This is a genomic window from Micromonospora coerulea, from assembly GCF_016598485.1.
Lineage (GTDB): Bacteria > Actinomycetota > Actinomycetes > Mycobacteriales > Micromonosporaceae > Micromonospora > Micromonospora coerulea.
Window position 1 is genome coordinate 1 of sequence record NZ_JAEMUW010000008.1, and the last position, 20212, is coordinate 20212.

Sequence of the window (20212 nt, forward strand, 5' to 3'; positions counted from 1 at the left end):
TCTTTCCAGATGAGGTCACCCTTCGGGGTGACCTCATCTGCGTTTCCGGCTCCATTCCACGACTCGCCCGACGGGTGCCAGCGGCCTTCCGTGAATCCCGCCCGAGCGAGCCGTCCCGTCTCGTACCGTCGATGCGGGACCGCCCGCGGACGGGTCCCCGCCGTGGTGGCGGAAACGGGACGTGGCGTACGCCTCGTCCGCTATCGGGGCGGACCGGTCGGGGTACCTGCTGATGGTTCGGCCGGAACTGACCGCCAGGCGTTGGCGGAGGCAGGAGTGGTCATGAAGATCGGAATTGTCGGGTCGGGGCACATCGGTGGCACCCTCACCCGTCGGCTGCAGGCGCTGGGGCACGACGTGACCGTGACCAACTCGCGGGGTCCGCAGAGTCTCACCGAACTGGCCGCGGAGACCGGTGCCACCGCCGGCATGCTCGAGGAGGCGGTGCAGGGGGCGGAGCTGGTGGTCGTCGCCGTTCCGGTGAAGGCCGTGCCGACCCTGACGGCGGAGCTCTTCGACGGGAAGCTGGTCGTCGACGCCGACAACTACTACCCCGAGCGGGACGGGGACATCGCCGAGCTGCTCGACCGGAGCCTCAGCTCCAGCCGCTGGACCGCGGAGCACCTGAAGGGCGCCCGGGTCGTGAAGGCGTTCAACAACATCCAGGCGCTGCACCTGATGGAGAAGGGCATGCCGGCGGGCTCGCCCGACCGGATCGCCCTGCCGGTGGCCGGCGACGACGCCCAGGCCAAGCAGGTGGTGATGGAGCTGGTGGAGGAGTTGGGCTTCGACCCGGTGGACGCCGGCACGCTGGACGAGAGCTGGCGGCAGCAGCCCGACACCCCCGTCTACGGCACCGACCGCGACGCGGACGGCGTACGGGAGGGGCTGGCAGCGGCGCGTCCCTGAGATCGTACGAGAAGAAGAAGCCCCGCCGGCGATCCAGCCGGCGGGGCTTCGTCGTGCCTGACCTCGACGGGCGTCAGGCGGGGGGCTTCGGGCCGCAGATGAAGCGGGGCTCGGCCTGGTACGTCCAGCTGAACTTCTCCCGCTTGATCACCTTGCCGTTTTTCGTGATGACCCGGTAGGCGTCCTGGGCGAACCCCTCGCTGCCCGCGGCTTCGATGCAGTCGGGGCCGGCCTCCAGGTGGACCGTCTTCGGCTGGGTGATGTTGCGGCGAGGGCCGTACTCCGTCTTGACGCTGTCGTAGATCTTCGTGCTCCAGATCGACACGGTGATCGTGCTGGAGGTGTACGAGGTGTCGATCAGGACCCCGTGCGGGCTGTTGTTGCGGAACTTGAAGTCCAGAGCGGGGTAGTAGATCGTCGACTCGATCACCGCGGGGTACCGGCTGAAGTAGAACGAGTGTGGCTTGTGCTCGACGTCCTCGAGCCCGGCGTAGTACGTCGCGTTGAACAGGGTCGTGGTGAACTGCGAGACACCGCCGCCGACCCCGGGAACGAGCTTGCCGTCGACGATCGTCGGCGCGTCCTGGTAGCCCTGGTCGTAGCCGCGCTCGCCGGTGTGCCCGTTGAGCGAGAACGTCTCACCCGGCTTCACGATCGTGCCGTCGACGTCCTTCGCGGCCTGCACGATGTTCTGGCTGCGCGGCGAGGAGAGGCCGCCGGGGAACCGGGTGGTGAAGGTGGAGACCCGCTCCTTGATGCCGAGATCGGCCAGCTTCGCCTCAGTCAGCTTGGGCTCCGCCAGCTTGAGCTCACCGGTGACCGTCCGGCCGTCCGCCTTGGGCAGGACGGCCAGCAGGTCCCGGCTGAGCGCGGTGGCGTCCAGCTGCTGGCCGGGCCGCCCGGGCACGACCTTCGGCTTGCCGCCGGCGATGGTCAGCCCGGCGTCCTTCGGCGCCACCTCGATCTTCGTCAGCCGGTCGCCGAGCGCGGTCCGCAGCCGCTTGACGTCCACCCGGGGAACCAGCTTCCCCGCCTCGTCGGCCGAGAAGCGCAGGCTGCGGGCGATCGCGGTCGGCGGGATGGTGACGGAGCCCTTGTCGGTGGTCAACGTGACCGGGGCGGCGACGGCGGGCTTCGCCAGCTCGTCGACCAGCCGGTCCACCTCTTCCCGGGTCGTGGCCGGGTGCTTCTCCACCAGCGGAACGGTCGCCGCCTGACGGTCGAGCCAGGCCGCCTTGACCACTTCGGCGGAACGCGCCGGGTCCAGGGTGAGGCTGGGCTTGGGGTAGACCGGCTTGGGTGTGGTGCCGGTGAAGATGATGGTCGGGAGGGTCATCTCCCGGCCCTGGCTGCCCACCACGGCGCGGAGCGCGGCGTCGAGCCGGTCGACGTCGACGGTGACCACCGGGTCGACCGTGCGGGAGCCGACGAGCCGGCTGACCGGGTGCGCGTCGGCGGCCGCGGCGGCCGCCACGGTCGCGTCCACGTCCACCGCGAGGCCGACGTCGGCGGGCTTGATCTCGCTGGCCGTCTCCCCCACCGTGACGCGGACCGGGGCGCTCAGCTCCGCCGCACGGCGCTCCAGCGCCACCCGTAGCTCACGGGCCGCCTCCGCCCGGCTGCGGCCACCCAGTTCGGCCCCGAGCACCGTGGTGCCGCGCGGGACGTCTCCGGCGTACGCGTAGGCGCCGGCACCCGCCACCCCGGCCAGGACGGCCGCGGCCACCCCGCCGGCGAGGAGCAGCCGGCCGCGCCGGAAGCGCGACCCGCCGCCGGGCCGGCCGGCCACCGGCGGTACCGGTGCCTGCTCGTCGCCCGGCCAGCTCACCGCGGTGACCTGCACCGTGGGCCGGTCGTCGGTGGGTGGGGGTTTTTCGCCGTACAGCGTCACAGCTACCTCGATCGGAAGTACCACGTGGGGAGGGCTTCCCCCACCCGGAAGACAACTACGGTAACCAACGCGCGAGCCGGCCGGGAGTGTCCCACCGGGCATCTCCGCGCCGCGGGTCGGCCAGCCGGCGCAGGGTGTCGTGACGATCACCCACCGCCGGTCCCCACCGGCCGGGCGGGCCGTGGGACGGTGTCCGGGTGCGGACCGACGATCGGATCATGGCGTACGGCGGTGGCTGGCTGGACCGGGCGGGGGCGCTCCGGGCGGACCCGGGGTGGATCGCCAGCCGGCTGGCCGGCCGGGGCAGCGTGGTGCTGCCGCTCTGGCGGGACCGCTGCCTGGTCGGGCCGGACCGGGCACCGGTCCGGCGCGGCGTCGCCGACGCTGCCGGGCTGCTCGCCGCCGCCGACGAGACGGTCTTCCTCGGCCTGGACGCCGGCGCGGCGGTCTTCGCCGTGGATCTCTCCGCCCGCACCGAGCGGGAGGCGCGGGAGCTGGCGGGCGCGGCCGAGACGGTGGACGTCCGGGCCCTGGTGGGCGGGTTGGGACCCGCGGAGGCGGCGGTGCAGGCGTACGCCCGCGGCCTGCTGCACTGGCACCGGGGGCAGCGGTACTGCGGCGCCTGTGGCAGCCCCACGGTCGCCGGCAACGGCGGGCACACCCGCTCCTGCACCGGGTCCGGCTGCGGGAAGCTGCTCTTTCCCCGGATCGAGCCGGCGATCATCGTGCTGGTGGAGGCGCCGGGCGAGCCCGGGCGGTGCCTGCTGGCCCGTCACCGGGGTGCGGCGGAGGACTCGTGGTCGACGCTGGCCGGCTTCGTCGAGGTGGGCGAGAGCCTGGAGGACGCCGTCCGGCGGGAGATGGCCGAGGAGGCCGGGGTGACCGTGGTCGACCTGGCGTACCAGGGTTCGCAGGCCTGGCCCTTCCCGGCCGGGTTGATGGTGGGTTTCCGGGCCACCGTGGCCTCGACGGAGGTGCGGGTGGACGGCGAGGAGCTGCTGGCGGCGCGCTGGTTCACCCGGGACGAGCTGCGCGAGCGGGTGGCGCGGGGACGGCCGCTGGGCCGGGTCGACTCCATCGACCAGCACCTGCTCGGTAGCTGGCTCGCCGCCGGCGACTGAGCCGGCGCTCACCGGACGTCGACCGCGACCGGGTGGCTCGGTCGGCTCTCGGCGGTGCCGTCGGCGGCGACGACCCGGAACTCGTACCGGTGCCCGCGGGTCAGCAGCACGGCGGTGTGACTCGTGTCCTGCACCGGGTACGGGTCCGGTCGCCACGTCTCACCCCGGGTCGTGTCCCGTAGATACAACCGGTAGAAGAGGCTCGGTCCGGCCGACCGCCAGCTCAGCCGGACCTCGCCGTTGCCCATCGCGGTGGCGGTCAGCCCGGTCGGGGTGGGCAGCTGCGGCGTGGCCCGGACCGGCTCGCTCAGCGGTCCGGCGCCGGCCTCGTTGACGGCGGCCACCGCGAACTCGTACTCGTGGCCGTTGCGCAGCTGGATGACCGTCGCCCCGGTCCCGTTGACCCGCACCTCCTCCGCGGTGAAGTCCCGCTGCCCGGCGGTCAGGTCCCGCCGGTAGACCTCGTACCACCCGCCGGGGTTCGCCGACCGCCAGGTCAACTCCACCGATCCCGGGCCCGGCTCGGCGCGCAGCCCGGTCGGGGTCATGGTCGGCGGTGTGTAGCGGGCGCGGGCGCGCACCGGGGCGGACATCGGCCCCGCACCGCCGCTGTTCACCGCGGTGACGGTGAACTCGTACTCGTGGTCGTGGGTCAGGTAACGGGCGGTGTGCTCGGCTCCGCCTTCCGGGGACGGCCGCCCGAGCCGGCGCTCGCCGGCCGTGACGTCTCGCCGCTGGACCTGGTAGGAGACGCCCGGGCCGAGGGTCGTCCAGGTCAGCGCGATGGTGCCGTCGGGGCGGGGCGCCGCGGTGAGCCCGCTCGGCGCGGGTGGCGGGGCGACGAAGGCGGTGGCTCGGACCGGGACCGACGGCGGGCTGTCGCCGCCCCCGCCGACCGCCACCACGGTGAACTCGTACGTCTCGCCGTGCCGTAGCGAGCCGAAGCTGGCGCTGGTGCCGGTGTGCGTAAGGACCAGCGACCGGCTCCGCTCCCCCGTGGTCAGGTTGCGCTGCTCGACCCGGAACAGCTGCACGAACGGCACCGGGTCCCAGTGGAGCATTACGTCACCGGCGACTCCGGCCACCGCCCGTACGCCCCCGGGCGGCGGGGGTGGTGGCACTCGAGCGGTCATCCGGGCCGCCGCCGATGGCCGGCTCTCCCCCCGGCCACTGACCGTGGTTACCCGGAACTCGTAGTCGTGGCCGTTCACCAGGAAGTCGGCCGAGTATCCGGGGTCGGTGACCAGTTCACCCACCCGGACGAAGTGGGTCTGGCCGGCGGTGACGTCCCGCCGGTGCACCTGGTAGCGCAGCTCGTCGTCGGCCCCGGGCGCCCGCCAGGCCAGGCGGGCGTGCCCGCCGGCATCGGCCACGGCGGTCAGGTCGGCCGGGGGCGGGGGCAGGTCTCCCGGGTCGGACCGGCGGCGGGGCCAGGCCACCTCGAGGAAGCGCGGCCGGTAGACACCCGCGTCGGCGTACGTGACGTCGTCGTCCAGATCGTTGACGTTGTAGGAGATCAGCAGCCGGCCGGGGCGCGCGAGGTCGGGGTGCAGGTCGGCGTCGTAGACGATGTGGCCGGCCTCGTTCTCCGGGGCGCGGTAGAGGTAGTCCGGCCCCTCGAACGGTCCGGTCGGCGAATGCGCCGTGTACGCCACCAGGTCGGGGCTGAAGATGAGGTTGTTCTGCTGCGTCACCAGGACGTACCGGGCGCCGACCCGCTGCACCCCGTACGCGGTGCCGACGCCGCTGAGCAGGCGCGCCGACCTGTCCTCGGACGGCGACCACCCGGCGTCCGTCCAGAACTCCCACGGGGCGGTCAGGTCATCGCCGGCGACCCGGGCGACGTGTGCGAACCGGGCCTCGCCGGCTGCTTCCGTCCCGTACACGTAGGTGTGGTGGCCGTCGTGGAGTACCTCCGAGCCCCAGGAGATCCGAGATCCGACGGGCAGCGGCCGGAGTCCGGTCGGGGTCAGCGCGGGTAGCGCGAAGGTCGCCAGCGCGGTGCCGAGCAGCGCGTGGTCCAGCGGTTCCGAGCCGGTCCGTCGGTAGCGGTTGACCAGCACCTGGAGGCTCTGCCCGGCGACCGTGGCGTCGCCGATCCAGTAGAACTGGGCGGCGGCGGGCGGCGGCACCAGCGAGGCCGGACGCCAGGCCGAGCCGCCGTGCACCGTCTGCCGCAGCTCGCCGTCCTGCTGCACCACCGCGGAGTTGTGGATGAACGGCGCGGTACGCGGCCGGGAGCCGTCCGGCTGCATCGGGCCGAGGAAGGTGTCGGAGAACAGCCAGAGCGTCCGTCCGTCGGGGAGGGTGACCGAGGCGGTCCGGTCGCCGCCGCTCCACTGCCCCGAGGTGTCGCCGTACCTGTCGAAGAGGGCGGTGAGCCGGTCGGCGGAGATGCTGGGTTCGTCCCCCGGTCGGTCGGGGACGACCGCGGGGCCGACCGCCAGCAGCACGGCGGTGTGGAGTGCGAGCAGCCAACGGGCGGGCGGCCGCCCACCGGTGGCCCGCCGACCGGTGGCGGAGTTGGTCACCAGAAACCCCCGTCTACTGGTTACTCGGTCCGCAGCGTGCCATTCCCCGGGGCCGTGACGGTAGCCGCCAAACGGGTAGAAGCCGAGCGCGGTGGCGGTTTCTGGAGGAACACCAGCATCCCGGTGATCAGCGCGGTGACCGCCGAGGTGACCAGGGCGGCCCCGGCGATGCCCGGCAGGGTGTGCGGCACGACGGTGGCGACGGCGAGCACGAAGGCAACCGTGGAGCTCCACAATGGTGCCGACGGCCACCGGGCGGCGGCGGCGACCCGGGCGTTGATCAGCACGAAGACGAGCGCGTAGAGCGCACCGGCGCCGGCGAACAGCACCGCGTGCCGGCCCTCGTCGGCGTAGGCGGGGCCACCGGCCAGCCGGAACGCCAGCCCGCCGGCGAGCGTGGCGGCCAGTACCAGTGCCGCACCCGACGCGGCGACCAGGGTCAGCGCGGCGACCAGGGTCCGGCGGTCGCCCCGGGCCAGCCGGGGCAGCGCGATCACGGTCACCACCTGCGGCGCCCACAAGGCACCCTTGGTCAGCACCGTGCCGACCGCGTACGCGCCGGAGGCGTCGGCCGGCAGGAAGCGCCGGGCCAGTAAAAGGTCGGCGTACGAGACGACCAGCATCGCCAAGGTGGCGGCGCCGGCGGTCAGCACCGTACGGGTGGCGAGTTTCGGGGCGACCGGATCGATGCCGGCACCCCGGTTGAGCCGGACCAGCAGGGCCAGCACCAGCACCGAGGTGACCGCCCCAGCCAGCAGCGAGCCGCTGAGCCCGCCGCCCAGCGCGAGCCCGGCGACCATGCCGCCGTACCGGCCTGCGGCCAGCAGGGCCATGCCGCCGGCCAGGCGCAGGAAGCGCTGGTCCCCCTGCAACTCGCCGAGCCACCGGCCGGCCGCCACCACGGCGACGGTGAGCACGCCGAGCAGCAGTACCGCCGTGGCGGTCAGCCGGAGCTGCACCGCGGCCACCGGCAGCCCCACGGCGAGCAGCGCGGCGGTGACGGCCACCGTCATCAGGGTCGGCCGACCCGTGGGCGCCCGCCCGTGCCGGGCCCGGTGTACCGCGACCGCGATCTGCAGGCCGGTGCTGGCCACGCCGCCGATCGAGCCGAGCGCGAGCAGCGTGGCCAGCGCGCTCAGTTCCGCCGCGTCGAGGTGGCGGGCGCCGAGCACCGGCACCACGTACGCCAACCCGTTGACGAAGACGCCCGCCAGCGTCACCGCGAAACCGGCGGTGCCCAGCCCGCCCGCCCCGCTCCGCCCGTCCGACTCTCTCCCCATGACCGCCCCGTCGCCGGCTCCGCCGGGCCTCAGCGGGCGCGTATACAGCGTCGCCACGCCGGCGCCCTCGCCCGGCCAGCGTAATGAGGAGGTCAACCCTGCGAGAGAGGTGGATGCTCGCCGGGGTCTGACTGGTCGTCACCCTGGTGGTGCTGGCGAGCTGTCGAGGAGAGGTCGACGCCGCGCGACGGGCTGGCCGGTCCGTCCGCCACCGGGGTCGGGTCGACGGTCGGCGGATCGGCGGGGCGTACCGGTCGCCGCCGGACGGTCGTGGTCAGCCAGAGGCAACCCACGGCGAGCAGCGCGGCGAGCTGCGGGCCGGCGGCCAGGTGGCGCTCCGCGTCGGTGAGGTACAGCCAGCCGGCGAGCAGCAGCAGGGTGGCCGGTAGCCAGGCCACAGCGAGCCGGGTGACCCGTTGGGCGTAGCGGGGGTCGCGGGGCCAGGGAAGCCGGATCGGGCCCGCCAGGGCCAGCGCCAGCCCGACCGCCACGAGCAGGACGCCGAGGAGGCCACCGGACAGGACCACGGCGATGGCCCCGGTCACCAGCAGCGGCACCGAACCCCGTCCCCGCCGTCGGGCCGGACGGCCGACGGCCGAGGGCGTGGTGCGGCGGCGCTGCGGGAGCACAGCCAGGGCGAGCACCCCGATGAGCAGGACGCCCCCCAGGAACAGCCCGGCCCGGTACGCCGTGTCGGGGACGAAGCGGAGCAGCACCTCGCCGGACGTCCCGGCGGGCAGCAGCCAGCCCTGCTGCCAGCCGTCCACCACGACCGGTGTGAGCACCCGGCCGGAGACGGTGGCCCGCCAGCCGGCGTTGGTGTTCTCCCGTACCGCGAGGATCCGGTCGACGGAATGGTCGGTGACCCGGAGCCGTCGCTCGGTGGCTGACCAGTCCGCGACCTCGACGGTCGAGGGGCGCGGGGCGACGCGGGGCTGCGCCGGGCGCGGCTCCAGCGCGACGCGGGTCGCGCGGGCCAGCCCGCCGGGGGAGGCGACCAGCCGGGACTGGCCGACCGCGAGCGTCAGTTGACCGGCGCTGCGCCCGCCGCACGGCACGGCCGGCACCTCCCGCGCCTCCAGCAGGTCCCGCAGGGTGGCGGTGAGCGAGGTCCGGACCCGGGCGCCGGCTATCTCCAGCGTGGGGCCGGTGCCGCAGGCGAGCTTCACCGGGGCGTCGAGGAGGGGCACCCGGGCGGGGCCGGCCGGTAGGACGCTCACCTCGCCGACCGCGACCGGCAGCGGCTGCGGCGCCTTCTCGCCGTACGGGTCCTGGCTGTACGCGGACGGCTTGTCGAGGAACTGGATGGTGATCTCGTCGGTCCGCATCGGCGGATCCAAGGTGAGCTGGCCGTTCTTCGCCAGCAGCCCGCCGCGTACGCCGTCGTCGCCGACCACCCGCACGCTGCCGACCTTGGAGGCGGCGACGCCCGGGTCGAGGGTGAAGCGCAACCCGCTGATCACCTGCGGGCGTGGCCACGCCAGGTGCAGGATCGCGTTCCCGTCGCTCAGCGCCGGTGACCAGGCGGTCGCCGGGTCCCCGTCGAGGACCACCCCCGGGCGGGCGGCCGGGTCGGGTACGGCCGTGGACGAGGCGGTCACCGCCGGCGCGAGACGCAGCGGCTGGGCGGCGGCGACCTCCCGGTCCAGGACGGCGTCGAGAGCGCCGCCGGGCTCCGGGCGGGCCCACACCCGGGTGGTGTACGCCCCGCCCGTGGGCAGGGTGAACGTCCGGTCGATCGACCGCCCGTCCTCCGAGCCGCGGGCGGCGTCGGCGGAGCACCGAGGGTCGCCGCCGACGAAGAAGCAGGCCGGCGTTGTCGGGGCGGCCGAGACGACGACTGTCGCCGGCCGGTCGGTGGCCGGCGGGGCGGCCATCGCGAGGGTACGCCCGGTGCGCAGGCCGGGAATCTCGATCTCGGAGATCCCGACGGTGCCGGAGCCGGGGCGCTGCCCGATGGTCGCCTCGACGGCGATCCGCAGGTCCCGGGTGGCGTGCACCCCGGGCAGTTGGAAGGTCATGCTGTCGCCGAACGACTCGACCGCCACGCTCTCGTACCCGGCGGTGACCACCACCTTCGTCGGCACCGTGTCGGCGCCGAGGTCGAACCTCACCCGTACCTGCCTGATCCGGGTGGGGGCGGCGAGGGTGACCTCCAGCCACTGGTCCGCCCCGGAGGTGTCCGACGCGGACTGCCACGAGGTGCCCGGGTCGCCGTCCAGGGCGGCGAAGGGCTGGTGCTCGGGGCGGGCGCCGCCGCGCACCCCCACCTGCGACCGGGAGCTGGACGCCCGGATGGCGCTGATGCCGTCGTACCGGGCGACGGTGGCCTGGTCCGCTCCCCAGTCGGGCAGGTAGTCGTGCGCCGGAGCGGGCACGTCGAAGGGATCGGAGGCGGTGAGCGTCGCCGAGGTGTTGTCCCGCAGCCGGCCGAAGGAGACGTCCCGGCGGCGCAGCCCGTCGGTGATGGTGACCGGGCCGGTGGCGTCCGGCGCGTCCCCGGCGAGCATCGTCGGCGCCGCGGTGAGCTGCCCGGCGGCGGCCATCTCCAGCAGCGACTCGGGGCCGCCGACGACGGTGGTCACATCGTCGGCGTCGTAGGCGACGACCGGGTCGACCGGACGGTCGACCCGGAACACCTCCAGCGCCCTGGTCGGCACGTCGAGGCCGTGGTCCCGGTACACCCCGTCCGGCGCGCCGCCGCCGCGGACCGGACCGAAGCCGGCGACCAGGGTCAGGCCGGGTGACCGCTGCAGCGCCTGGCGGACCACCGCCGGTCGGGCCGTGTCCGAGCGTCCCTCGTCGAGGTCGGCGCGGAACAGGACGTGGCTGACGCCGGAGCGGGCGAGCAGGTCCGCCAGGCCGGCCGAACCGTCGCCGGTGGCCAGCGCCGCCTCGACCGCGTCGAGCAGCCGGATGGTGGTGGGCGGGGTGAAGGGGATGGCGTTCCGGACCGCCCAGCGTCCCTTCAGCAACGGCTGGGTGATCTCGTCGGTGGTGTTGCCCCAGTCGTACGAGGGGAAGCGGGCGCCGGGCACCACGAGCACCCGGCCCCGCCCGGTGTGCGCGTCCAGCCAGTCGGCCGCCTCGGACCAGTAGCCGGGCACCTTGGTGACTCCGCGCGGGGTGGCCAGCCCGCCGGCGAGCGCCGGGCTGGCCACGCCGACGACGGCGGTGACGGCGACGCCCGCGGCGAGCCAGGCGACCGCGGTGGCCCGTCGGCGCCGCCGCACCGGCACCGTCCGCGCCAGCCGGATGAGGAGGCCGAGCAGGTGGGCCATGCCGAGGGTGAGCGGCAGCCGCAGCAGGACGTCGAACTTGTGCACGTTGCGCAGCGGTGCCCCGACGCCGTCGAGGAACTCCCGCTCCGGGCCGGCGACGACGTTGGGCAGGTTGCCGACGTGCCCGAGGCCGACGAGCGCGACGCCGAGGAGGAGGCCGGTGACGAGGAACCGCCGGTGCGGCATCCCGGGTCGGGACAGCCCGACGACCCCGAGCAGCGCGACCGCCAGGGTGGCGGCGACGAGCACCCGGTCGGTGGCCAGCTCCGCCCCGGCGGGCAGGGTCGGACCGAACGGGTCGCTGAGGTAGGCCACCCAGTAGGAGGCACCGCGCAGCACGGTCAGCGGGTCGGTGACGCTGGTGGTGAACCGGGCGGACTCGATGTAGTCGAGGAACGGCGGGCTGTACCGGCCGAGTACCAGCAGCGGGACCAGCCACCAGGCGGTGGCCAGGGCGACCGCGCCGCACCAGGCGGCGAGCGCGGTGATCCGGCGGCGTACCGGCCGGAGGGTGGCGAGCCAGAGCAGCGCCAGCGGGACGACGGCGAACACAGCCGTCGCGTTCACCCCGCCAGCGCAGGCGACCGCGACGGCCGAGCCGGCGACCGCGCGCCGGAGCGGGCCGCCGCGGGCGAGGCCGACCAGGGGGATGAGCACCCACGGCGCGACCGCGCTGGGCCACGACTCCACGGACGACCAGCCGAGCTGGGTGAGGATGCGCGGTGACAGCGCGAAGGCCACCCCGGCGATCATCCGGGCGGCCGGGGTGCCGATGCCGAGCCGCCCGGCCAGCCGGGCGGCCCCCAGGTAGGCGACGCAGAACAGCAGCGCCCACCAGAGCCGCTGCACCACCCAGGCCGGCAGGCCGAGTTCCGATCCGACCAGGAAGAACGGTCCCATCGGCCAGAGGTATCCGTACGCCTGGTTCTGGAGCTGGCCGAAGGTGCCGGTGGGATCCCACAGGTGCAGGGTGCGGAGCAGCCAGCCGGTGGGGTTGACGTTGAGGTCGACCTTGGTGTCCGGGACCGTCAGCCCGGGGTCCTGCTGGAACGCGAGCGCGGAAAGGACGATGCAGATGGCGAGGTGGCGGAACCGGCGGGCGGTGCGCCGGGTGCGACGGCCCACCGGTTCGGTCTCGGTTGTCGCCGCTGCGCGCATGTGGCTCCCTGTCTCCGGCACCCCGACGCGCCCCGCCGGCGCCGGGCGCGATCGCGAGAGGTTAGCCGGGCCCCGTGGGTACCGGGGACCTGGGGCGGGGCGCCGTCGGCGATCGGGCGAACGGCGGTGCCCACGGCGTGTAAGCGTGTGGCAGGCTGCCGACCATGTCAATGCCGGAAGTTGAGGCGGTGACCCGCCCGGACGAGGTGGGCGCGGGCGGGGACGGAAGCGGGCCGGTGGGGCGGTGGCTGCGCGCCGACCGGGTACGAGCCGTCGCGTTCGTCCTGATCATGGTGGCCGTGGCCTGGCGCGCGGGCATCGCCACCCGGGGCTGGTTCTCCCAGGACGAGTTCGTGATCGCCGCCCAGGCCAGCGCCGCGGACCTCACCGTCGACCACCTCCTGCGCACCTTCAACAACCACCTCACCCCGGGGGGTCTGCTGGTCGCGTGGCTGATGGTCCGCGTCGCCGGCTTCGCCAGCTGGCCCTGGGTGCTCCTGCTGGCGGCCGGCCAGGCGGCCGTGGGGGTGGCCTTCTACCGACTGCTGCGCGACCTGCTCCGGCCCGGGTGGGGGCTGCTGATCCCGCTGTGCATGCTGCTGTTCAGCCCGTTGACTCTGGAGGCGACCTCGCTCTGGATGGTCGGGCTGCTGATGCTACCGGTGCTGCTGGCCATGGTGCTGGCCGTCGCGGCGCAGGTCCGGTACGTCCGCACCGGCCGGTCGCGGCACCTGGTCGCGGTCGCCCTGTGGGTCGTGTTCGGGCTGGCCTTCGACTCCAAGGCGCTGCTGATCGTGCCGCTGTTGTACGTCCTGACCGCCTGTCTCTTCGCCACCGGCGGCCCCACCCGGAGTCTGGTGTCCATCACCCGCCGGTACTGGCCGGCCTGGCTGATGCTGGCCGCCGTGTCGGCGGCCTACCTCGCGCTCTACCTGAAGCGGCCGGCGGGCGCGCTGAACGGGCCGCGCTCCCCCGGCGAGGTGCTGACCTTCATCGGTGACCTGGTCGGGACCACCCTGGTCCCGGGCCTGCTCGGCGGCCCGTGGCGGTGGACGTACGCCGGTGACGGCCCGCCGCTGGCGGACCCGTACGACGTGACCATGTGGCTGTCCTGGGCGGTGCTGCTGACCTTGGTGGTCGTGACGGTCCGGTGGCGGCCGTCGGCGCTGCGGGCCTGGACGCTGCTGCTGTCGTACGTCGCCATGGTCGCCGTGCTCTTCGCCGCCACCCGGCTCGGCAACGTGCTCAGCCCGCTGGCCGGGCTGGTCCCCCGGTACGTCGCCGACGTGGTGGTGGTCGCCGCGCTCTGCGTCGGGGTCGCCCTGCTCGGGCGCTCCGACGCCGAGGAGGACGACGTCGCGTCGTGGCCGGTGCCGACGGTGCTGCGGGAGCCGGGGGCGTTCGCGGTCGGCCTGATCGCCATGATCATGGTTCTGGCGACGGTCGGCATCGGGACGCTCTGGAGTACCGCCCGGTTCGGGGACAACTGGCGCACGAAGCACGGGCGGGACTACCTCTCGACCACCCAGTTCGAGCTGGCCGCCGCGCCGCCCGACACCGTCTTCCTGGACGACATCGTCCCCGACCGGGTGGTGGCCGGCTACTTCTGGCCGGACAACCTCCAGTCCCACTTCTTCCGCCCGGCGGAGTTGAAGCCCAGGTTCGTGACGGATGCCGAGAGCCCGTCGATGTTCGACGACACCGGCCGGATCCGTCCTGCGGCGGTGCAGGGGCGGCGCAACGTCCCGGGCCCGGACGAGACCTGCGGGCACCGGATCGACGGCGGCCGGACCGCGCGCATCCTGCTGGACGGGCCGGTGCCGGAATGGCCGTGGGTCGTCTACTTCGGCTACCTCAGCTCCGGTGACTCGACGGTCACCTTCCGGCTCGGGGAGGCCAGCCACCAGTTCGCCGTGCGGCGGGGGCTCAACCAGATCTTCTTCCGGCTCGAGGGGGGCGGTCCGGCCGTGGAGGTGACCGCCGCCGACCCGTCGGTGGTGATCTGCACCAAGGTGATCACCGTCGGCGACCTCGTGCCGGCCCGCTGACCGGCGGGTGTCGCCTCCCACCATGTCCGTCCCCAGCACTCCGACCCGGCGCGAGCGGTGGATGTTGTACGCCGTCGCGGCCACCGTCGCCGCGGTGGTGCTCGCACCGCTCGCGGCATCGGGCTACGCCCTGCTGTACGACATGGTGTTCGTGCCGCGGCAGCCGCTGAGCTGGCAGCTCGTCGCGCCGGCGGACAGCCTGCCCCGGGCCGTGCCGATGGACGCGGTCGTCTCGCTGGTCACCCAGCTCGTGCCGGGCTGGCTGCTACAGCGGCTGGTGCTGGTCGGGGCGGTGGTGTTCGCCGCCGTCGGCGCCGGTTACCTGGTGCCGGCGGAGCGGCGAGCCACCCGGGTGGTCGCTGCGGTCAGCTACGCGTGGACGCCGTACCTCGCGGAACGTCTGCTGATCGGCCAGTGGGGGCTGCTTCTGGCGTACGCCGCCCTGCCCTGGATCGTGTGGGCGGCGCTGCGGGTGCACGCGGGGCGGGCCGGGGCGGTGCCCCGACTGGTGCTCGCCGCGGCGCCCGCCGCGATCACCCCGACCGGCGGTCTGCTCGCGTTCGCGACGGTGGCCCTGCTGGTCCCGGGGCGCGGGCGGCGGCGGTCGTCGGTCCTGGCGCTGGGCGCGCTGCTGGTGCTGAACGCGCCGTGGCTGGTGGCGGCCCTGGTGACCGGGGCTGGCGGCACGTCCGACCCGGCAGGCGTCGAGGCGTTCGCTGCCCGGGCCGAGAACTGGGCCGGACCGCTGGCGGCACTCGCCGGTACCGGCGGCATCTGGAGCGCGCAGGCCACCCCGGGCAGCCGGTCCGGCTTCCTGGTCCCGCTGGCGACGCTGGTCCTGCTGGTGATGGCCGGGGTCGGCGCCGGCCCGCTGCGCCGGCGGCTGCCCGCGGGGGTGGCGGTGCGGCTGGGGGTCCTGGCCGGGGGTGGCCTCCTGCTGGCCGCGCTCGGCGTGCTGCCGGGTACGGCGGACGCGCTGCGCTGGGCGGTCCTGCACGTGCCGGGCGCCGGGCTGCTCCGCGACGGTCAGAAGTTCCTCGCCGGGTACGCCCTGCCGCTCGTGCTCTGCGCGGCCCTCGGGGTGGAGCGGTTGGTGGCCCGGTGGGACCGGGACCTGGCCGTGCTGGTGCTGGCCGGGGCGGCGCTGCTGCCGGTCGCCGTGATGCCGGATCTCGCCCTCGGCGGTGCCGGCCGGTTACGGCCGGTCAGTTATCCCGCCGACTGGCGTCGGGTCGCGGCGCTCACGGCGGAGGACCCGGGTGTCGTCCTGGCCCTGCCGCTGAGTGCCTATCGGGCCTACCCGTGGAATCCCGACCGGGTGGTGCTGGACCCGCTGCCCCGGTACCTCTCCGCCGAGGTGCTCACCGACGACACGCTCCGGGTCGGCGACGTGACCGTGGCGGGGGAGAACCGCCGGATCCGGAAGCTGCGGCGGCTGCTCCGGGACGGCCGGCCGGTGGCCGGGACCGGGGTGCGGTGGGTGGTGGTGCAGCACGGCTCCGCGGGCACGGTCGACCCCGCCTGGCTCGCCGGTCTGGAGAAGGTCCACGACGGGCCGTTCCTGACCCTCTACCGCGATCCGGCCGCGCCGCCGGTGTGGCGCGAGGACCCGTCGGACCCGGCGCGGTGGGCGGTGGTGGCCGCCCTCGGCAGCGCTCTCCTGGTGGTTGGTTTTGCTGCCCTTTCGGCGCTACGCCGGCGGCCTACCGCGTGGTAACGTCCCGCTCGGTTAATCGACAGGGGAGGATTGGCATGCGCAAAGCACTCACGCTGCTGGTGTCAGGCCTGGTGGCGGCACTGCTCGGGGTCCTGGCGCTCGGTGGGGTCGCCGCGGCTGCCACTTCCAGCGCCGAGGAGGCGAAGGACGCCGCCAAGAGCGCCCGCGAGGCGGCGCAGAAGGCCGGCAAGCCGGACCCCTTCACCCCCGAGATCTACGGCACCAGGTAACAGGCCTCCACCGGCCGCTCTCCGGCCCTGGTCACGGCACCTGCCGTCACCAGGGCCGCGAAGCGTTCACCGGCCGCCGGCCAGGTGAACGACGCGGCGTGCCGCTGGGCCGCCGCCCCCATCCGCTGCCGCGCCTCGTCGTCGCGCAGCACTTCCCGCACCTTGGCGACGTAGTCGTCGACGTCCTCGGCCAGCAGCCCGGTCCGTCCGTCGACCACCGCCTCGGCGACACCTCCGGCGTCCCGGAACGCGACCGTCGGGGTGCCCGCGGCGCCGGCCTCCACGATGGTCAGCCCCCAGCCCTCCTTCAGCGAGGGGGTGAGGGCCACCCAGGCGGCGGCGAGCAGGGCCGACTTCTCGTCCTCCGTCACGAAGCCCCGGAAGTCCACCCGGTCGGCGATGCCCAGCTCGTCGGCGAGCTGGCGCAGGTGCGGCTCCCACCAGCCCTGGCCGGCGACGACCAGCCGCAGCCCCGGCAGCTCGCCGGCGAGCGCCGCGACGGTCTGCAGGGCCACCTCGACCCGCTTGTGCGGGACCAGCCGGCCCAGCGCCACGAGCAGCGGGTACGGCGCCCGTTCGGTGTCGGTGGGGGGCAGCTCCGGGGTGCCGTTGTGCACCACCGTGACGCTTTCCGGGGCCACCCCGAGGGTGGCCAGTTCCCTGCGGGTGGCCTCGGAGACGGTGACGTACCGGCAGTGCCGGTAGACCCGGATGGCGAGCCAGGACTCCACCCACCAGCCGAACCGGGCCGCCCACCGGCCGAGCACCACCGGCCACTGCTCCCGGTGCACGTGGTGGACCAGTTTGAGCACCGGCCGGCGGGTCCAGAGCGGGGCGAGGAACGGCAGGCCGTTGCAGACGTCGACCAGCACCTGCGGGCGGCGGCCGGACCGCCGCGCCGAGAGCGGACCGAGGCGGACGAGTCCGGCGAGGTAGCAGAGCGCGGCCCAGGCGTAGACCGTGTGCCGGCCGCCGCGGCGTACCAGTCGTACGCCGGCCGCATTGATCTCCTCGGCGGGCGCCGCGCGGTGTGCGGCGCAGAAGATCGTGGCCCGGTACCCCTGGGCAACGAGCTCGGCGGCGACCCGCTCGACGTAGACCTCGGATCCACCGCCCTCGGGGTTACGGGTGTCCCGCCAGTTGAGGAAGAGCACGTGTGTGGGAGCGCCGGCAGTATCCACGCCGATCCTTACCGTCAGGTAATATAGCGACCCGCGTCACACTAGGGGTTGATGGCCGGAGTCGGCAATGGCCGTTGGGCCACCTGTTCAGGGTTCGCGGTGCCGACCGCCGGAACCGTCCGGTCCGCCACGGGCGTCGCAGGTCGCGGCGCCCGTCGTTGGCTGCCGAGCAGCTGGAGCGGCCGTTCGATGCCGTAGTAGCTGACCGCGGCGTAGAGCAGCCCGCCGGCCATGGTGAGCGCGAACGTGCTGACCAGGCCGCCGGTGAAGAGCGGCCGGTCCGCCACCACGTAGATGAGTTCGAGCATCAGCGGGTGCCAGAGGAAGAGCCCGTACGACACGGTGCCGAGCCAGCGGGCCGGTGCGGCGCCCAGCGCGACCCGGATTCGGGTGGGTGGGCCGAACGCGACCGGCACCAGGATCAGCACCGCGACCGCCAGGTAGAGGGTGAGCTTGACGGCGAACGCCGCCGGGGACGGCTCGGTGAGGTCTCGTGGCCCGGCCACCGGGGTGGTGGCGATCGCGAGCAGGCCGACCGCCGCCATCCAGCAGGCGATCGGAGCCGCCGCGAGGTCGTCGAGGATCCGGAAGGCGGCCGGGGCGGTGCCGGTCCGCAGCGCTACGTGCGCCGCGGCCAGCGCCATGCCGGCACCGAACCACCCGCCGTACGCGGGCAGCCAGGTGGTGTGCAGCCCCATGTCGAGCCAGCCGACGGCCATCGCCACCAGCCAGCCCGCCGTGACGAGCAGGCCGCCGCAGGCGGCGAGCACGGTACGGACGGGGCGCCAGGTGCGGCCCACGGCGGGCACCGCGATCAGCGGCAGGATGAGGTAGAACGCGACCTCGGTGGCCAGGCTCCAGGTCTGGCTGAGTCCGTTGCGCAGCAGCCCGGGGCCGTAGATCTGGGTGAAGGTCAAATGGCGCAGCCAGTCCGCGCCCGGGGCGGGCCGGTTCTGCGGCAGCACGATCAGGCAGGTCGCCACCGTCAGCCAGTACGCCGGCAGGATGCGCAGCGCGCGCCGCCACAGGTAGCGGCCCGTGCCCGGCCGGGGCCGGCCGGTCGCGACGCTGAGCGCCCAGGGCCGGAACAGCAGGAAACCGGAGAGCGTGAAGAAGATGGCGACCCCGACGTCCATCCGCGCCAACCAGCCGCCCCACTGCGCGTTGCCGGTCGCGCCGGTGTGAAAACCGACGTGGTGGATTACGACGGCGATCGCGCCGACGGCGCGGAGCGCGTCCAGTGCGGGCAGCCGACCGCCGGCCGTAGGCTCTGGTGCCGATGACACGGCGGCTGATGACATCTGGACGTCCAGGGGGGTGCGTTGGAAGTGACCGGGCGGTAGCCTCCCGCCATGTTAGGGATCGGACGGCCCGTACGACAGGCGTCGGGGCGGCAGGTTACAGGAGGATGAGTGAAGCTTCGTGTGGGCGCCGCGCTCTTTGGGCTCGGCGTCTTGTTGCTGGTTGTCGCGGCCGGGCTGCCGTTGTACGTTGCGCCCGCGGTGACCAAGCTTCCCTATGACCTCGCCAGGACGACGTCGAAGGCGGAGGCGGTCAACGCCCGCGCCCTCAAGGTCACGGTCTCGGGGGGTTCGGTCAGCATCGAGGTGCCGCAGGCGACGTTGGTGTCCAACGTCGAGGTGATCCCCCAGCCGGAGGACACCGCCGACCGGCTGCCCAAGAACCTCGCTGGCAAGGCGGTCATCTGGGACGTTTACCAGACCGTTAAAAACGCCGAAAACGGTGAGGTGTTCAGCCAGTACAGCACCGAGCTCGCTCTCGACCGCATCAGCGGTGCCGCCGTCGAGTGGGACGAGCAGTGGCTGAACGAGACCGGCGAGGACAAGACGCCCGTCGGCAACGTGGCCTACGAGGGTCAGGTGTACAAGTTCCCCTTCAACACCAAGAAGAAGGACTACGAGGTCTTCGACCGTGACCTCAAGCGGTCCACGCCAGCCAGGTTCACCGGCACCGAAAAGGTCGGGGGCCTGGAGGCCTACCGGTTCGAGCAGCGGATCGAGAACGAAACGCTGAACACGCCGGAGAGCAGCCTCAAGACGCTGATCGGCCGGTTCGCGCCGGGTGCCACCAGCGCCAAGGTGGTCTACAGCAACACCCGTACCCTCTGGGTGGACCCGGTCACCGGGGCCTACCTCAACGTGCGCGAGCAGCAGCACAAGGAGTTCCAGCCGGACAACGGGCCGGTCACCGTGCTGCTCGACGCGGACTTCAAGTCCATGGACGACAGCGTCGCCAACAGCGTGAAGACCGTCAAGGACAACCGCTCGAAGATCGACATGGTCCGGACCTACGTGCCGATCGGCGCCGGCGTGCTGGGACTGCTCGCTCTGGCCGCGGGGCTGCTGCTGGTGCTCCGGAGCAACGGCGACTCGGCAGCCCGGCACCGGCTCGCCGCGGCGTCCGCCGGCGGCTCCGCCTTGGCGGTGGTCGACGAGCCGGACGAGCGGGACACCGCCGAGCAGCCGGCGGTGGAGCGCGAGGGTGGCCTGTTGAGCGACGAGATTCCACCGGCGTCGACGAACTGGCGCGCCGAGGAGGAGCCGACGGTGCCGACGCAGCGGCCCGGCGCCGACGAGGACGAGACCGAGAAGCGTTGACGAGGTAGGGCACGGCGGAGGGCGGGTCGACCGGTGGTCGGCCCGCCCTCCGCGTCTGTTCCGTCACGCTGAGCGTCCGTTGTGAAATCGTAATGTGTCGATGGATGAGTACTCATTGTGAGCAGGGCACCCCGCGGTACGCCCCATTCGGTGGGTTCCTCCCGAGCGTTGGCCGCTGTGGTCCCGCACGCATCGTGAGCAAGCCGACCTCCCCACGCTCGGCTGATTACCGACCGGTAGCCGGGGG

General features: G+C 73.9%; 12 protein-coding genes. 6 read left to right on the forward strand and 6 right to left on the reverse strand.

Annotated features, from left to right (window positions below; translation table 11 throughout):
* Positions 1-282: 282 nt before the first annotated feature.
* Entirely contained in the window at positions 283-909 is a 627-nt protein-coding gene (locus I8N68_RS12610; protein WP_200210120.1) for an NADPH-dependent F420 reductase, read from the forward strand.
* A 73-nt stretch (positions 910-982) separates the two neighbouring features.
* Here the strand turns inward: I8N68_RS12610 and I8N68_RS12615 are convergent, their stop codons facing one another.
* A complete protein-coding gene (locus tag I8N68_RS12615) occupies positions 983-2800 on the reverse strand; it encodes a VanW family protein (RefSeq protein ID WP_307812803.1) in 1818 nt (605 codons plus the stop codon).
* A gap of 197 nt (positions 2801-2997) precedes the next feature.
* Between I8N68_RS12615 and nudC the strand changes: the two genes are divergently transcribed.
* Entirely contained in the window at positions 2998-3921 is a 924-nt protein-coding gene (gene nudC / locus I8N68_RS12620; RefSeq protein ID WP_307812804.1) for an NAD(+) diphosphatase, read from the forward strand.
* A gap of 8 nt (positions 3922-3929) precedes the next feature.
* On the opposite strand, the gene I8N68_RS12625 is transcribed toward nudC, so the two are convergent.
* From I8N68_RS12625 to I8N68_RS12635, 3 genes are all read right to left on the reverse strand, one after another.
* Entirely contained in the window at positions 3930-6452 is a 2523-nt protein-coding gene (locus I8N68_RS12625) for a DUF5005 domain-containing protein (RefSeq protein ID WP_200210121.1), read from the reverse strand.
* 20 nt (positions 6453-6472) lie between these two features.
* Entirely contained in the window at positions 6473-7732 is a 1260-nt protein-coding gene (locus I8N68_RS12630; protein WP_200210122.1) for a polysaccharide biosynthesis protein, read from the reverse strand.
* A gap of 92 nt (positions 7733-7824) precedes the next feature.
* Positions 7825-12171 (reverse strand): alpha-(1->3)-arabinofuranosyltransferase, encoded by a 4347-nt coding sequence (locus I8N68_RS12635; RefSeq protein ID WP_200210123.1) that lies wholly within the window; start codon positions 12169-12171, stop codon positions 7825-7827.
* A gap of 170 nt (positions 12172-12341) precedes the next feature.
* Here I8N68_RS12635 and I8N68_RS12640 point away from each other — a divergent pair, with 170 nt between their 5' ends.
* From I8N68_RS12640 to I8N68_RS12650, 3 genes are read left to right on the forward strand one after another with little or no spacing between them, the layout of a single operon-like run.
* Complete coding sequence (locus I8N68_RS12640; protein WP_372433712.1) at positions 12342-14219, forward strand: hypothetical protein; 1878 nt, start codon at positions 12342-12344, stop codon at positions 14217-14219.
* Positions 14220-14241: 22 nt separating this feature from the next.
* Positions 14242-15936 (forward strand): MmpA family trehalose lipid delivery protein, encoded by a 1695-nt coding sequence (locus tag I8N68_RS12645; RefSeq protein ID WP_200210124.1) that lies wholly within the window; start codon positions 14242-14244, stop codon positions 15934-15936.
* Positions 15937-15971: 35 nt separating this feature from the next.
* Entirely contained in the window at positions 15972-16166 is a 195-nt protein-coding gene (locus tag I8N68_RS12650; protein WP_200210125.1) for a hypothetical protein, read from the forward strand.
* Here I8N68_RS12650 and I8N68_RS12655 read toward each other — a convergent pair.
* Positions 16151-17347 (reverse strand): glycosyltransferase family 4 protein, encoded by a 1197-nt coding sequence (locus I8N68_RS12655; RefSeq protein WP_200210126.1) that lies wholly within the window; start codon positions 17345-17347, stop codon positions 16151-16153. The two genes, I8N68_RS12650 and I8N68_RS12655, sit on opposite strands and share 16 nt — an antisense overlap.
* A 41-nt stretch (positions 17348-17388) precedes the next feature.
* On the reverse strand, positions 17389-18648 hold the full coding sequence (locus tag I8N68_RS12660) for an acyltransferase family protein (protein ID WP_200210127.1): 1260 nt from the start codon (positions 18646-18648) through the stop codon (positions 17389-17391).
* Positions 18649-18759: 111 nt separating this feature from the next.
* Between I8N68_RS12660 and pgfA the strand changes: the two genes are divergently transcribed.
* Entirely contained in the window at positions 18760-19965 is a 1206-nt protein-coding gene (pgfA, locus tag I8N68_RS12665) for a cell envelope lipid trafficking protein PgfA (RefSeq protein ID WP_200210128.1), read from the forward strand.
* Positions 19966-20212: the final 247 nt, after the last annotated feature.

Coding starts and splice junctions, on each gene's coding strand:
- I8N68_RS12635 (WP_200210123.1), bottom strand. CDS start 12,171: ATGCGCGCAGCGGCGACAACCGAGACCGAACCGGTGGGCCGTCGCACC.
- I8N68_RS12630 (WP_200210122.1), bottom strand. CDS start 7,732: ATGGGGAGAGAGTCGGACGGGCGGAGCGGGGCGGGCGGGCTGGGCACC.
- I8N68_RS12650 (WP_200210125.1), top strand. CDS start 15,972: ATGCGCAAAGCACTCACGCTGCTGGTGTCAGGCCTGGTGGCGGCACTG.
- I8N68_RS12640 (WP_372433712.1), top strand. CDS start 12,342: ATGCCGGAAGTTGAGGCGGTGACCCGCCCGGACGAGGTGGGCGCGGGC.
- I8N68_RS12610 (WP_200210120.1), top strand. CDS start 283: ATGAAGATCGGAATTGTCGGGTCGGGGCACATCGGTGGCACCCTCACC.
- I8N68_RS12660 (WP_200210127.1), bottom strand. CDS start 18,648: ATGTCATCAGCCGCCGTGTCATCGGCACCAGAGCCTACGGCCGGCGGT.
- I8N68_RS12645 (WP_200210124.1), top strand. CDS start 14,242: ATGTCCGTCCCCAGCACTCCGACCCGGCGCGAGCGGTGGATGTTGTAC.